The sequence below is a fragment of the Streptomyces sp. NBC_00400 genome, assembly GCF_036048035.1.
Taxonomy (GTDB): domain Bacteria; phylum Actinomycetota; class Actinomycetes; order Streptomycetales; family Streptomycetaceae; genus Streptomyces.
Genome location: NZ_CP107940.1, coordinates 4,555,630 through 4,568,793, shown reverse-complemented (window position 1 = coordinate 4,568,793; position 13,164 = coordinate 4,555,630). Strand labels below are relative to the sequence as shown.

Below are 13,164 nucleotides of genomic sequence, written 5' to 3'. Positions count from 1 at the left end.
CCTCAGCCACGGACGTCGACTCCGTGGCACGGCTCCGCCGCCCTGCCATGTGGCCTGGTCCACCGCCTTCCTCGAAGGCAAAACATTGACTATCGGCGCGCGGCCAGCAATCACGGCCAACACCACCGTGATGGGCACAGCTACGACAGCACGCTGATTGGCGATACAGCCAAGACCGCAAGCTGGAATACGATACCAATACCTGCAGACGACGTCATGGTTGCAGGCGACCCACGCCACGTACTTGGATATTCGTCCCCAAGCATATGTGGACTATGGGCAGTGATGACTTGAGTGACTGGTTCGCCTGCAGGGTGACAAAAGCCAGAGCGACAACGAGCCGCCACGGCGGCGTCGCCCTGGAAAGTAAGGCGCATTAATGACTGGCTTGAAGAGCAAGAAATTCAAAGCTATCTCCGCTTCCCTTGGCTCTCTGATGCTGACAGTTGGGTGTTCTACGATGAAAAGCGATGCCAGCGGCCTTAAGCACGAGCCCGAGAAACGCGACAGCGAAAAGGTTGTGCACGAAGTCGGGACGCTTTCAAGTCGAGTCCTTGAGATGCTGAACATCAAGGGAAAATCGACCGAACCTGGCCCCACTGCCACACCATGCGACGTGCCCCACGGCACCTCGCGAACCTATCAGAGAGTCCGTCATCCGTGGTCCTTCTACGGCGTAGGGAACGACGCCCTGGAGAAGGGGATGGCCAACCTGCACAGAGCACTTCCGGAAGAGGGATGGAAAGTGGTGAAGTACGGAAAGGACTCCAGCCGGAGTCAAAATCTGGAAATGATGGCCGTCCACCTGAAGACGCACACACAGCTTGAAGTAACCTGGCTGAAGGGGCTCGACAGTCACACCCCACTACTGGACATTACTCTGTACTCCAGGTGCTTCGCGGAAAAGCCTTAAGGGCCCGCAGGCCCCGCACACCATTCGGTGAAACTCGCTGCCAGGGCGGAGAATCGATCGCCTTACAGAATCGCGTGGATGACCTCAGCGAAGGGTAATACGGGGGAGCATGAATAAGCAGGTTCAACGAACAGTCCAAACGCTCATTATATGCGCACTGATGGCAGGATGCTCGCAAGCAGACAATCTGAAGACGCGAGATGGCAGGGAAGTCCAGGAGAGCACCAAGAAGACTTCCAGAGATGTTCTTGGCCTCATCGATTTGAAGGGAAAGGTAACAGAACCGGGGCCGTTCACCATGCCGCGCTCGGGGTACTCAGGAGGTGTGTACCGGGCTCACCACCCCTGGAGCCTGTACGGCGTTCCGGTCGACGACATGAAGCAAGCCATGGATCGACTGAGGAGAAATCTCCCCGCGAATGGCTGGAAAATCGCGAAGGACGGACCGGATAAGAGTCCGGCAAAGACTCCGGAGATCATCGCGAACTCCAAGGGAGGAGAGTTCTCTGTCAAGGTACGGTTGCTGGAGGAGCCAGCAGGCAGTAAGCACACGTCCCTGATTGCGGTAACGGTCGAATCCGCTTGCTTCAAGACCAATAAGCCTGATTAAGCCTGCGAGAACACCCGCGCCGAAGCAGCGGGACGGGAGGCGCAGCGGGTGCCGTCCTGGGCACCCCCGCCTGGCACGGCCTCTCCCCGGCCGGGACCGTCGACGAGGGCCCATGACAGTGCCGACCTGCGATCGAGCATCGACGCCAAACCGACCGCTGCCGGGGCGGTGCCCATGGACGAAGTGATCACGGAAAGTGCTCACATGACAACATGGAGCGGCCTATCTTGGGCAAGATGAGCGAGGACATGCCCCCACAGAAGCCCTGCCCCGACTGTGGCGGCCAAGGCACCGTGGAGTGGGAGACGCCGACGGGCGATGCGGTCACCACGCAGTGTTCCGGGTGCGGTGGCACCGGAACCGTCCTGGCGTAGAGGAGGCGGAGGCAGGCGTGGCGGCCTTCGAGAGGAACGGCAAGCCGGTCGGCCTGGACGCGCAGTACGTCGACCGGCTTCCGTGCGCGACCTGCGGGATACGGTCGATGAAACTGCCCGGTCAGCAGGGCGGGTTGTGCATCCCCTGCTATGCGGATGAGTGCGCGACCGCGGGGCGTCGCGCGGCGACGGCCGGCGCGTGGGTGGCGGCCAGCTTTGTGGGCGACCCCTGCCTGGCGTGCGGGTCGCGGTCCGTGGACGCCAATGGGTGGGCGTTCTGGTGCAACTCGTGTGAGATGCAGACGGCTGTGGCCCTGCCCCCGCAGTGAGCCGTCTCGGAGCGGGATGGATGGGGCAGGGCCGGCGACGTCGTTGGGCGGGCGTTCAGTTGACGAGCGAGCCGGCCTTCATGGCCGTGATGAATCCGCACCAGGCGTCGGCGGGGATCAGGAGGGCAGGACCCGTGGGAGCCTTGGAGTCCCGGACCGGGACGACGCCGGGGACGCCGTCGGCGATCTCGACGCAGTCGGCCCCTTCAGCGTTGCTGTAGCTGCTCTTACGCCATCGGGCAGAGTTGAGATCAATCCGGGTGCTGCGCTTCATCTCTGTAACCCCTTGCCGCTTCCTCGATGATGGCCAGGGACGCCTCGGGCGGCAGTGCGACGGCCCTGAGCAGATCGTACGACCTTCGATACTTCGTCACGGTCGGCGGATAGTCCACGACTTGGCCACTGTGATCGGCTTCGGTCCAGACGAGCGGTGGTGCATCCGCAAAGGTCATGATCTTCACCAGCCCCATCATCAACGGGTGGGCCACTGTCGTTTCCGGGACGATCTGCAAAACGCTCCTCGTGGACCGGATCACGTCGAGGATGTGTTCCAACTGGTCAGCCATGTGCTCCGGCGGAAGCAACGGCCGGCGGATCAGCGCCTCCCGCACGATCGCCCAGTACGTCGGAGGGTTCTCGTTCTGCCAGAGCTTTGCGCGTCCCACCCGTGCACGAACCAGCTTCTCAACAGCCGCAGGCTCCTCGCAGGGCGTGACTCTTTGGTTGAGCTTTTGCATGTACGCCTCGGTCTGGAGCAGTCCCGGGATGACAGCAGGCGCCCAGTCCTCAATCGATGTCGCGGCCTTCTCCATATCCGGGATCTCCGCGAAGTACAGCGGATGCCCCACGTTGCGCGCCTTCCGCGCATCTTCACAGCGGCGGGTGAAAAAGCCGTCCGTGCCGAGCCTGTCGTCGACGTGCCGGGCCAGGTCCTCCGGCATCCGCCGTTCGCCGTGCTCGATCTGGCTGAGGAACGAGATACCGCGGTAGCTGCCCTCCGCCAGTTGTTCGAGCGTGAGGCCCGCCGCCTCTCTCTGATAGCGCAGCTCGGCTCCGTAGAAGGCCGGAACGCTCGCCGAAGCGTCGGGATCCTTACGAGGGGGCACAACTCACCACCACTATCCGCACGTTGCTCTGCGCAACCCGATTCCCTTCCACGCTACGCCCCGTGACGTCACGCTGTGAGCACTTCGTCACCATGCGCACAGGAAGGCGTACGCCCCATGCCCAGCCACCTCCACCACCACGACGACGTGCAGGACTGCACCGAGCTGCTGCGTAGCGCGCTCAGGGACAACGGGATCACGCTGCCGTCCCTCGGGATCGACCTGCCGGGGTTCGCCGGCAGTTACGCGGTGCCGCTTGTCGCGCTCGGTAACTGCAACACGGCCACCGCCCGCAAGCTGGCCGAGGCGCTTCGTAAGGCGGCGGCCGCGCGATGAGCACGTCTTCCGAGCCCTCTTCCAGGCCGCTCACGCTGGAGCTGCTTGCCCTGCCCAAGGAAGTGCCTGTGCTCCGGCGCACCGTGCGCGAGCACCTGGGCGGGCCGTGCGCCGAGGTACAGCTCTGTGTCAGCGAAATAGTGGGAAATGTGATCCGGCACGTCGGGGAGGGCACCCCGGTCGTCATCCGCGTCATCGGCGGGGCCGCCGACAGCATCCGGGTGGAGGTCACCGACCCCGACGCGCGGGCGCTGCCCGTGCTGCTGCGGGCGGGCGGCGACGACGAGCGCGGGCGGGGCCTGGCCCTGATGGAGGCCGTCTCGCTGCGGTGGGGGGTGCGGCGGGAGGGCGCCTGCAAGACCGTGTGGTGCGAGGTCGGGCGGCCCTGCGAGGTCAGCCGGGCGTAAAACGCCACGACAACGCACGTCAGACCCCGTGCCACCTCCCCCACAGAGGTGACACGGGGTTCCAGTTTGACGCGCCGAGGGCTCGGGCTCCAGAGCAGGGGTCACCTGCTTTCGTAAAGGCCCGCTATGTCTTTGGCGAAGTCGCGGGTGACGGCGGCGCGGCGGAGCTTCAGGGACGGGGTGAGATGCCCGGTTTCCTCGGTGAAATCCACCGGGAGGACGGCGAACCTGCGGATGGATTCGGCGCGGGAGACCAGTTCGTTGGCGTCGTCGACGGCGCGCTGGAGGTCGGCGAGCAGGGTCTCGTCGTGGACCAGGCGTGCCGGCGGCAGATTCTGCTTCTTGTTCATCTGGCACCAGTGGGCGAGGCCGTCCGGTTCCAGCGTGATCAGGGCGGTGATGTAGGGGCGGTTGTCGCCGATGACCAGGCACTGGCCGACGAGGGGGTGCGAGCGGAGGCGGTCCTCCAGGGGGGCCGGAGCGACGTTCTTGCCGCCCGTGGTCACCAGGATCTCCTTCTTACGGCCGGTGATGGTGAGGTAGCCGTCGGCGTCGAGGGCACCGAGGTCGCCGGTGGCCAGCCAGCCGTGGTCGGTGACGGGGCGGGCCGCGCCGAGGGCCGCGTCCCAGTAGCCGGAGAAGACATGGCCGCCGTGGACCAGGATCTCGCCGTCGTCGGCGATGCGGACGGCGGTGCCGGGCAGCGGCCAGCCGACCGTGCCGATGCGGGGACGCAGGGGCGGGGTGACGGTCGTCGCGGCGGTCGTCTCCGTCAGGCCGTAGCCCTCGAAGATCTCGATGCCGGCGCCGGTGTAGAAGGCGGCGAGGCGGTGGCCGAGGGGCGAGCCGCCGCTGAGGATGTAGCGGACCTTGCCGCCGAGGGCCGCGCGGATACGGCGGTAGACGAGCGGGTCGTAGAACTTGCGGGCGGCTTTGAGGGCGACGCCGGGGCCGGAGCCCGTTCCGTGCTCCTTGGCTTCCACCGCTTCGCCGTACGAGCGGGCGATACGGGCCGCACGGTCGAAGGAGGCGGCGCGGCCCATCTTCTCCGCGGTGGCCCGGCCCGTGTTGTAGACCTTCTCCAGGACGTACGGGATGCCGAGGAGGAAGGTCGGCCGGAAGCCTGCCAGGTCGGTCAGCAGGTCGTCGGTCTGGATGCTGGGGGCGTGGCCGAGGCGGACCCGGGCGCGCAGGCAGCCGACGGCGACCATCCGGCCGAAAACGTGCGACAGGGGCAGGAAGAGGAGAGTGGAGGCGGGCTCCTCGCTGGCCGATTTGAAGACGGGGTGGAGGAGTTCGACGGCGTTGTCGACCTCCGCGAAGAAGTTGGCGTGGGTGAGGGCGCAGCCCTTGGGGCGGCCGGTGGTGCCCGAGGTGTAGATGAGCGTGGCGAGGTCGTACGGGCCGGTGGCGGCACGGCGCTCGTCCACCACCGAGTCCGGCAGGGCGCGGCCTTCGGCGACGATCTGGGCGACGGCGCCGGTGTTGAACTGCCAGAGGTGGTCGAGGCCGGGGAGCTCATTGCGCAGACCGCTGATCAGCCGGGTCTCCTCGACGTTCTCCACGACGCAGGCGCGGGCGCCGGAGTCGTGCAGGATCCATTGCGCCTGGTGGGCGGAGGACGTCGGGTAGAGGGGGACGGTGACCAGGCCGGCCGCCCAGGCGGCGAAGTCGATGAGGGCCCACTCGTAGGTCGTACGGGCCATGATCGCGAGCCGGTCGCCCGGGCGGAGGCCGTGCGCGATCAGGCCCTTGGCGACCGCGCGCACCTCGACGCCGAACTCCGCCGCGGTGATGTCGCGCCAGGTGCCGCTGGGCTGCTTGCGCGCCAGGACGATGTCGGCGGGGGCCTCGACCGCGTTGTGGAAGGGGAGGTCGCCGAGCGAGCCGCTGTGGACGGGCGGGGCCAGTGCCGGGACGTAGACCTCGCGGACCGTGCCGTCCACCAGGGTTTTTTGTGGTTCTACGAGGGTGGGGGCGGGGTGCGGGGCGGTGGGGGCTGCAGGGGCGATGGGGCCGGTGGAGGCGATGGGGGCAGTGGGGGTGTCGGCCGGGTGGGCGGCGGCTGAGGCGGGGGGTGCACTTTCCTGGTTGGACACGAGCGGGTCCTCGTTTCTCCTGTGGAGTGCGGGGAGGGGCTGGGAGGGGGTGGGAGAGGGGGCGGGGCATGCACGGGCCGTCCGCAGGGCCGGAGTTGGCTATGGCGGGGCCCGCCGATAGCCAGGGCCGCCGCCCGCACCGTGAGGCCGACGGGTAACGGAGGTGAAGGGGGCCGCCCCCACCGGGCAGCCGCAGACGAAGCCCGTGCTCGTCCTGTCCGTGGCGCCGGACGGCCGGACTGCCGGACTGCCGGACGTCATCGTGGCGTTGGGGACGTCAGGTCCGGACGCCCGCTGGAGCAGGGTGCGTTACGGCAGCGCGGGAACGGCGATAACGGCCGATGGCGGAAGGCTCGCCCCCGGCGGGGGAATCCGTGGAACACATCCTCGCCCCAGCTTCTGACCTGACAGTAACCTTACTTCGAAGTAAATCTACGCGAGGACCAGGAGTTGGCCAATGGCCGTAACTCCCTTGATCTCGGCAATTCCGGGCCCGGACACCCCGTCGGACGCCCCATCGGGCGCCCCTGGGCCGCCCCTTCGCCCGCCTCGCCCCTGACCGTCCCGGTCTGCCGCAGCCCGCGCCGCCGCCCGAACCCACCCGGGCCGGATCCATAGCCTGGCCGACCGGGGAGCCGGAACGGTCAGCGAGCCGGACCGGCCAGAGAGTTGGATCGGTCAGAGAGCTGGGCCGGTCAGAGAGTTGGATCGGCCAGAGAGCTGGGCCGGTCAGAGAGTTGGATCGGCCAGAGAGCTGGGCTGGTCAGAGAGTCGGGCCGGTCAGAGAGTCAGGACGCCCAGGGAGGCAGGCAGGCACAGGCACAGCAACCGCCTCACCCCCTGGCCGCCGAACGCCCCTGCCTGCCGATGAGCCCGCCGGGCACCCACCGTTCGCCCTCCATCAGCCGGCCGAGGCCCGCCCAGACGAAGTTCATCATCGTGGCCGCCGTGTCCTTCGCCGACGGATGCTCACACTCCCCCGAAGGACCTTCGTCCGTACGGATATTGGCCCATCCGGCAAGGGACTCGGCCGCACCGACCAGGGCATGGGCAAGGCCGGCGACCTCTCGTTCGGCCAGCTCGCCGACGCAGCCCGCCTCCTTTGCGGCCGCACCGATCAGCTCCGTCACAAATGCGACGATCTCCGCCCGCACCACGGCCACTTCGCGCACAAACGGCTCACCGTGCGTCCGCGCCTGCTGATGGAGTACGGCCCAGCCGTCCGGATACTCGGCGGTGTGCGCGAAGAACCCGCGCAGACCGCTCCACAGCTGCCGGTCGGCCGTCGCCCCCGGCTCGACGGCCGCCGTCACGGCCGCCACCAGCGCCTCCGACTCCCGCCGGATCACCGCACTGAACAGGTCTTCCTTCGAATTCAGGTAGAGGTAGACCAGCGGCTTGGAGACCCCCGCCACCTCGGCGATCTCGTCCATCGAGGCCGCCGCATAACCACGCCGTGCGAACGTCAGCACCGCGGCGTCCAGCATCTGCTGCTCCCGGATCGCGCGCGGCACCCGCTTGCTCTTCACAGCTCCCACCCTGAATGTCCCTCCGTCCCGCCCCTTTACTGCAAAGTAAGTTTACGATCTTCGCCTCCCGACCCCTCTCCCTTGACGCGTTCCCGCCATAGCGAGACGATACGTCTCGTCGCGTCGTCACGTACTGACGCGCCTGCACATCCGGACGCAGACGCGGATGCGGTGCCCGTGCGCCCGCTCCCCTCCTGGAGGACAGCCCCCATGCAGCAGTTCATCGACGCCGCCCCCAACATTCGCCTGTGGACCGAGCAGCGCGGAGCCGCCGATACGGACCCTTTGCTGCTGATCATGGGCGCCCAGGCGAGCGGCATCGGCTGGCCGGAGCCACTGGTGGATGCGCTTGCCGCCCACCACCGGGTCATCCGCTACGACCACCGCGACACCGGCCGCTCGACCTGGCCCTTCGAGGAGCAGCCGTACCGGATCGCCGATCTCGCGGATGACGTGATCGCGGTCCTGGACGGGCTGGGCATCGACCGGGCTCATATCGTCGGCATGTCATTGGGCGGCATGCTGGCCCAGATGGTGCTCGCCGACCACCCCGACCGACTGCTCAGCGCCACTCTCATCAGCACCAGCGCCCTCAGCAGCACCCCGTACACCCGCCCCGACGGCGGCACGGTCCCGGTCGACGAGTTGCCGGGCATCGCGCCCGAGCTCCTGGAGCTGTGGGCCCGCCCGGTCGAGGATCACGGCCAGGCGGAAGAGGTACAGCGCCAGATCGAACACTGTCGGGTACTCGCCGGTGGCCAACTCCCTTTCGACACCGACTCTTTCCGTACGCTTGCACAGCGCGTCATCGAGCACACGGGGCACTACCGGACGAGCACCGCACACGGCCGTGCGGAACACGACGGGATGCTCCGCACGGACCGGCTCGCCACAAACGAGGTGCCGGCGCTCGTGGTCTGCGCCCCCGCCGATCCGGTCTTCCCGCCGCCGCACCCCCAGCACGTCGCGCAGTGCGTCCGCGGCGCGTCCCTCGTCGAGATCCCGGGGATGGGGCACGCACTGCCGCCCGCCGTACTGGAGCCACTCGCCACGGCGATCCTGGCCCATACGGGAGCGACAAAAGGCTGAGCCACTCGATGCCGCCCGACGCCACTCGATGCCGCCCAACACCACCCGACAGCCGCTCCGAACGAGCGAAGTGAGTGAATCAAGCCCCTCTTGGCGGATGCGGCCCCAGGCGGCCGGCAGGTAGGCCTAAGCCTCCGCAGACCCGTCAAGCCCCTGAATGGATAGCCGAGGTCAACCGGCCCTCAAAAATGCGCTAAGAAGGCGTACGAATCGAGCCGAACGAAGAGCCTCGGCGAAATAAAAAAGTTACGCGCCCGACTGCGTAATGGGCAGCTCCAAGGGGCGGCGAGGCCACCACTCACCAGCCCACTTACCAGCCAACCTTCGGCACCCTATCGAATCGCCATTGGCGACACAGGGAACGCATGTATGATCAAAATTTCCGCGCAGCACTACGGGGCACCCACAGAAAGAGCATCGACATGAAGGGGGATCATGTAATGGGCTGGGGAACCACACCCACACCTCCCCATTCGGGAGGGAACGGAGCTGCCCGGATCAAAAGCCCGGCGGAACTGCGTCAGGCCGGAAACAACTCCCTGGAAATCGCAGGTGAGCTGCACACCAAGGGGCGTGGCGCCAAGGACGAGACCGCGCATGCAGCCGCAGATTTCAAGAACGCTTCATGGAACGGAAGGCTGGGCAAGGCCCTGGACCAGACGGTGGATATCTGGGACGACCAGGTGGCACGGCTCGTCAGAACATTACGCGAGATACACAGCAAGTGCACCAACACCGCTGAAAATTACGAGCGGACGGAGGCCGAGAACGCGGAGAAATTCACGTCCACGCCCAAGACGCCCTTCGGATGAGGTGACGGTACATGGTGACTTATGAACAGCTCTACCACCTCGATCTGAGCAGGCTGGAGAGTGCCGTCGAGGCATGGCGCACCCAGATCCACCATCTCGAATCGCTGGACGACGCATTCACACAGGATGTCTCGAAGAGATTCAGTCAGGCCGGTTGGAACAGTCTCGACCTCACCTCGGCGACGGCAGCCGGCCAGATCGAGGACGCAGACAAGGAGATCACGGATGCGGTCACTGAGGCGAAAGGCGTCTATGACATCTTGCGCGATGCCCACAGCAGGCTGCAGAAGAACAAAGCGGACCTTCACAAGCTCGCCGATGTAGAGGCGCCGGACCGGGGTTTGGTGGTCAGCAGCACCGGCCATGTCGAGGCCCGCAACGACACCACGCAGGACCTTCCCAACCAGGACGACCCCGACAACGAAGAGATACGCACCCTGCAGAAGAAAAAGATCCAAGGCTTCACAAGAAGGCTTTCCAAAAGCCTGACCACGTCCGCACGCACACACTGGGAGCCAAGCCCTGGGGTAGTGACACCATCAAGCCGGTGGCAGAATTCCTCAGCTATAAGTCGTGGATCAATGCTGGAGATTCCTTATTGCACGGCAGGGTCGGAGAAGCATGGGATTACTTCGTGGGCGGCACCCCGCCGAACGCTGTCGCGGGAATGGCCAAAACGGCAGGTATGAAGATCGGCGCGGGTGACGGACCTGTGGCCAACAAGATCGGCAACGGGATCATCAAGGGGGCAGGGAAGATTTTCGGCATACCTGTCTCCATTGCCGCAACCTTTGTTGACTACGCTTACAGCCCCGAGAGCGATTCGAAGAAGCTGGAACAGCAGAGTCGGAACGTAGGCCCCGATAGGTTCAACCCGCTGTACGGAGAGGGGAAATCTCGTGGAGGAAGCGGACCGATCACCTAGCTCTCCACACAGGAGGTTCGCCCCCCTGTGGGTTCTGAACGAGATTCTTGGGTCATTTCTGAACCTCAGATCCTTCCACCTGGTCATCCTTGGCGGGATGGCAACATTTGCAGGTATCGGCGGATTCATCTTGGGCGTTGCGGAGGCTCGCGGCCTGACAAGCACCCTCATCAGCCTGGCGATTGGTGTCGTGGGGGCGTGCCTGTTGTCCGCTTGCATTCTGGAGCACTCGAAGAAGTGAGTTGTGCCCGCCCAGCGATGAGTGAAAAACAAGCGGCCCGCACCCAAGAAGGGTGCGGGCCACAGCGCTTCCAGGAGACCGGGGCGCAGCCGGAAGGCAGCTCGGGCTAGGCAGCAGCCGGCGCGGGGACGGGGCTGTTCTCCTCCAGGCCCTCGGCGCCGGTCGCATCGAGGGTGATGCTCGTGGCGCCGTTGTACGCGTCGCGGTCCAGGATCTTCTCCCTGGCGGAGACCAGGATCGGGATGACCGACTGGCCGGCCACGTTGGTGGCCGTGCGCATCATGTCCAGGATCGGGTCGATGGCCATCAGCAGGCCGACGCCCTCCAGGGGCAGGCCCAGCGTGGAGAGGGTCAGCGTCAGCATCACCGTCGCGCCGGTGAGACCGGCGGTGGCGGCGGAGCCGATGACGGAGACGAAGGCGATCAGGACGTAGTCGCCGATGCCGAGGGGGACGTCGAAGATCTGGGCGATGAAGATCGCGGCGATCGCCGGGTAGATCGAGGCGCAGCCGTCCATCTTGGTGGTCGAGCCGAACGGCACCGCGAAGGAGGCGTACTCGCGCGGCACGCCAAGGCGCTCGGTGACCTGCTGGGTGACCGGCATGGTGCCGACCGAGGAGCGGGAGACGAAGGCCAGCTGGATGGCGGGCCAGGCGCCGCGGAAGAACTGCAGCGGGTTGACCTTGGCGACGGTCGACAGCAGCAGCGGGTAGACGCCGAAGAGGACGAGCGCGCAGCCGACGTAGATGTCGACGGTGAAGGTCGCGTACTTGCCGATCAGGTTCCAGCCGTACGTCGCGATGGCGTTGCCGATGAGGCCGACGGTGCCGATCGGGGCGAGGCGGATGACCCACCACAGGGCCTTCTGGAGCAGTTCGAGGACCGAGCGGCTGATCGTGAGGACCGGCTCGGCCTTCTCGCCGAGCTGGAGGGCCGCGATACCGGCCACGGCGGCCATGAAGACGATCTGCAGGACGTTGAGCTCGGTGAACGGCGTGATGATGTCGGTGGGGACGATGCCGGTCAGGAAGTCGATCCAGGAGCCCGCGTGGTCGGGGAGCTTGCCGTCCTTGGGGGTCAGGCCGGTGCCCGCGCCCGGGTTCGTGAGCAGGCCGATCGCCAGGCCGATCGCGACGGCGATCAGCGAGGTGGCCATGAACCACAGCAGGGTGCGGCTGGCGAGCCGGGCGGCGTTGTTGACCTGCCGCAGATTGGTGATCGACACCAGGATCGCGAAGAAGACCAGCGGGGCCACGGCGAGCTTCAGCAGCTGGACGAAGAGGTCGCCGATGTGCTGCAGCGTGGTGGTGAGCCAGCCGAGGTCACCGCTCTTGGCGATCCAGCCGAGCAGCACGCCCAGGGCGAGGCCGGCCAGGATCTGCACCCAGAACGGGACCTTGGGTATGCGGGAGGACTTGGGGGGCTGGGGAGCCTGTGAGGGCTCGGCGGTGTCGGCAGACGTGGACAACGGACACACTCCGGGGACAGGGGAGACGCCAAAAACGTCAAGGACGGCAGGGACGGCGGGGACGGCGAAAAGAAGCGCGTCAGGGAGGGGAGCGGCTGCAGGGCAGGCGCGACGGGGGCCTCTCCCGCCCGGAGGGGTCGGGGAGAAGATCTCCGGCCGCTGGGGAAAGCGGTCAGCGGCGGCAACAGGCCGCGGACATACAGCGGCAGAGATCGACGTGCAGGCGCGCCACGAGCGGAGTGCTCCTGGGGGACGAGGGCGCGGCTGCTGTCTTCATGGCAAGTACATTAACACTTGAACTTTGAGGAACCCAAAGAAAATCTTTGAGTTCCGGAGAGACCGGCGGGGAGGCGGGCACACCGGACCCTCCGTCAAAAACGCGGCAGGCGCCCGGCCATGGAGCGAATCCATGGCGCCGGGCGCCTGTCGCGGAGAAGCGGCTGTGAGGCGTCTTACATAAGGTCCAGGCCTTTAACGGCAGACCGTCACTGCGGCCTGCTGCTGCGGCCGGTTACTGCGGGCTACTGCGCCCCGTCCTCCTGGCCGGCGTTGGCCATCAGGCGCTCGCGCTGCCGGTCGACCTTCGCGACGATCTGCTCGGACATCGCATCCCGCTGCTTGCGCAGCAGCACAAAGCTGAGCGGCGCGGAGATCACGATGGCGAGCAGCAGCAGCCAGACGGTGTTGGAGGCACCGATGGTGATCGGGATGACGTGGACGTACGCCAGCGCCCACACCACGGCGAACGAGGCGACGAAGAGGCCGATGCGAAGGGCGGTGTAACGGAGCGTGGCGAAGTGGTGGCTACTCACGGATGGGACCTTCTCCTCAACGGCAACCTAAAGGGTCTGCATCCAGTCAAGCACAGCGCTTCGGGCGATCTTCGTGGCCCCTGCCGCAGACCCGCCCCGAACCGGCCGGCCGCG

The 13,164-nt window shown here is 66.4% G+C and carries 15 protein-coding genes; 9 read left to right on the top strand and 6 right to left on the bottom strand.

Annotation, left to right across the window (positions count from 1 at the left end; translation table 11 throughout):
* Positions 1-379 precede the first annotated feature (379 nt).
* The 3 genes from OHS81_RS19935 (at position 380) to OHS81_RS19925 (ending at position 2,226) form a co-directional block, all read left to right on the top strand.
* Positions 380-913 (top strand): hypothetical protein, encoded by a 534-nt coding sequence (locus OHS81_RS19935; protein ID WP_328386075.1) that lies wholly within the window; start codon positions 380-382, stop codon positions 911-913.
* Between the two features lie 109 nt (positions 914-1,022).
* Positions 1,023-1,523 carry a hypothetical protein gene (locus OHS81_RS19930; protein WP_328386074.1) on the top strand — a complete coding sequence of 167 codons (501 nt, stop codon included), beginning with the start codon at positions 1,023-1,025 and terminating at the stop codon, positions 1,521-1,523.
* Between the two features lie 391 nt (positions 1,524-1,914).
* Complete coding sequence (locus tag OHS81_RS19925; RefSeq protein WP_328386073.1) at positions 1,915-2,226, top strand: hypothetical protein; 312 nt, start codon at positions 1,915-1,917, stop codon at positions 2,224-2,226.
* A gap of 55 nt (positions 2,227-2,281) precedes the next feature.
* On the opposite strand, the gene OHS81_RS19920 is transcribed toward OHS81_RS19925, so the two are convergent.
* Together OHS81_RS19920 and OHS81_RS19915 are read right to left on the bottom strand one after the other, a co-directional pair.
* Positions 2,282-2,500: a DUF397 domain-containing protein gene (locus OHS81_RS19920; protein ID WP_328386072.1), complete on the bottom strand. Its 219-nt coding sequence runs from the start codon at positions 2,498-2,500 to the stop codon at positions 2,282-2,284.
* Positions 2,478-3,332, bottom strand: coding sequence for a helix-turn-helix domain-containing protein (locus tag OHS81_RS19915; protein WP_328386071.1), 855 nt, complete (start codon positions 3,330-3,332; stop codon positions 2,478-2,480). The genes OHS81_RS19920 and OHS81_RS19915 overlap by 23 nt, the downstream gene beginning before the upstream one ends.
* A 117-nt stretch (positions 3,333-3,449) precedes the next feature.
* Between OHS81_RS19915 and OHS81_RS19910 the strand changes: the two genes are divergently transcribed.
* Both OHS81_RS19910 and OHS81_RS19905 read left to right on the top strand, forming a co-directional pair.
* Positions 3,450-3,668, top strand: coding sequence for a hypothetical protein (locus OHS81_RS19910; RefSeq protein ID WP_328386070.1), 219 nt, complete (start codon positions 3,450-3,452; stop codon positions 3,666-3,668).
* Entirely contained in the window at positions 3,665-4,075 is a 411-nt protein-coding gene (locus OHS81_RS19905) for an ATP-binding protein (protein WP_328386069.1), read from the top strand. The genes OHS81_RS19910 and OHS81_RS19905 overlap by 4 nt, the downstream gene beginning before the upstream one ends.
* 101 nt (positions 4,076-4,176) lie before the next feature.
* On the opposite strand, the gene OHS81_RS19900 is transcribed toward OHS81_RS19905, so the two are convergent.
* Both OHS81_RS19900 and OHS81_RS19895 read right to left on the bottom strand, forming a co-directional pair.
* Positions 4,177-6,087 carry an AMP-dependent synthetase/ligase gene (locus OHS81_RS19900; protein ID WP_443058860.1) on the bottom strand — a complete coding sequence of 637 codons (1,911 nt, stop codon included), beginning with the start codon at positions 6,085-6,087 and terminating at the stop codon, positions 4,177-4,179.
* A gap of 920 nt (positions 6,088-7,007) precedes the next feature.
* Entirely contained in the window at positions 7,008-7,712 is a 705-nt protein-coding gene (locus tag OHS81_RS19895) for a TetR/AcrR family transcriptional regulator (RefSeq protein WP_328386068.1), read from the bottom strand.
* A gap of 201 nt (positions 7,713-7,913) precedes the next feature.
* On the opposite strand from OHS81_RS19895, the gene OHS81_RS19890 reads away from it, so the two are divergent.
* The 4 genes from OHS81_RS19890 to OHS81_RS19875 all read left to right on the top strand — a co-directional run bounded on the left by OHS81_RS19890 (position 7,914) and on the right by OHS81_RS19875 (position 10,529).
* Positions 7,914-8,792: an alpha/beta fold hydrolase gene (locus OHS81_RS19890; protein WP_328386067.1), complete on the top strand. Its 879-nt coding sequence runs from the start codon at positions 7,914-7,916 to the stop codon at positions 8,790-8,792.
* A gap of 365 nt (positions 8,793-9,157) precedes the next feature.
* Positions 9,158-9,604, top strand: coding sequence for a WXG100 family type VII secretion target (locus OHS81_RS19885; protein ID WP_328386066.1), 447 nt, complete (start codon positions 9,158-9,160; stop codon positions 9,602-9,604).
* Positions 9,605-9,615: 11 nt separating this feature from the next.
* Entirely contained in the window at positions 9,616-10,293 is a 678-nt protein-coding gene (locus OHS81_RS19880; protein WP_328386065.1) for a hypothetical protein, read from the top strand.
* Positions 10,290-10,529, top strand: coding sequence for a hypothetical protein (locus OHS81_RS19875; protein ID WP_328386064.1), 240 nt, complete (start codon positions 10,290-10,292; stop codon positions 10,527-10,529). The genes OHS81_RS19880 and OHS81_RS19875 overlap by 4 nt, the downstream gene beginning before the upstream one ends.
* Before the next feature lie 347 nt (positions 10,530-10,876).
* Here OHS81_RS19875 and OHS81_RS19870 read toward each other — a convergent pair whose 3' ends face one another.
* Positions 10,877-12,238 carry a dicarboxylate/amino acid:cation symporter gene (locus tag OHS81_RS19870; protein ID WP_328386063.1) on the bottom strand — a complete coding sequence of 454 codons (1,362 nt, stop codon included), beginning with the start codon at positions 12,236-12,238 and terminating at the stop codon, positions 10,877-10,879.
* Positions 12,239-12,759: 521 nt separating this feature from the next.
* Complete coding sequence (locus tag OHS81_RS19865; protein WP_328386062.1) at positions 12,760-13,050, bottom strand: DUF4229 domain-containing protein; 291 nt, start codon at positions 13,048-13,050, stop codon at positions 12,760-12,762.
* Positions 13,051-13,164 lie beyond the last annotated feature (114 nt).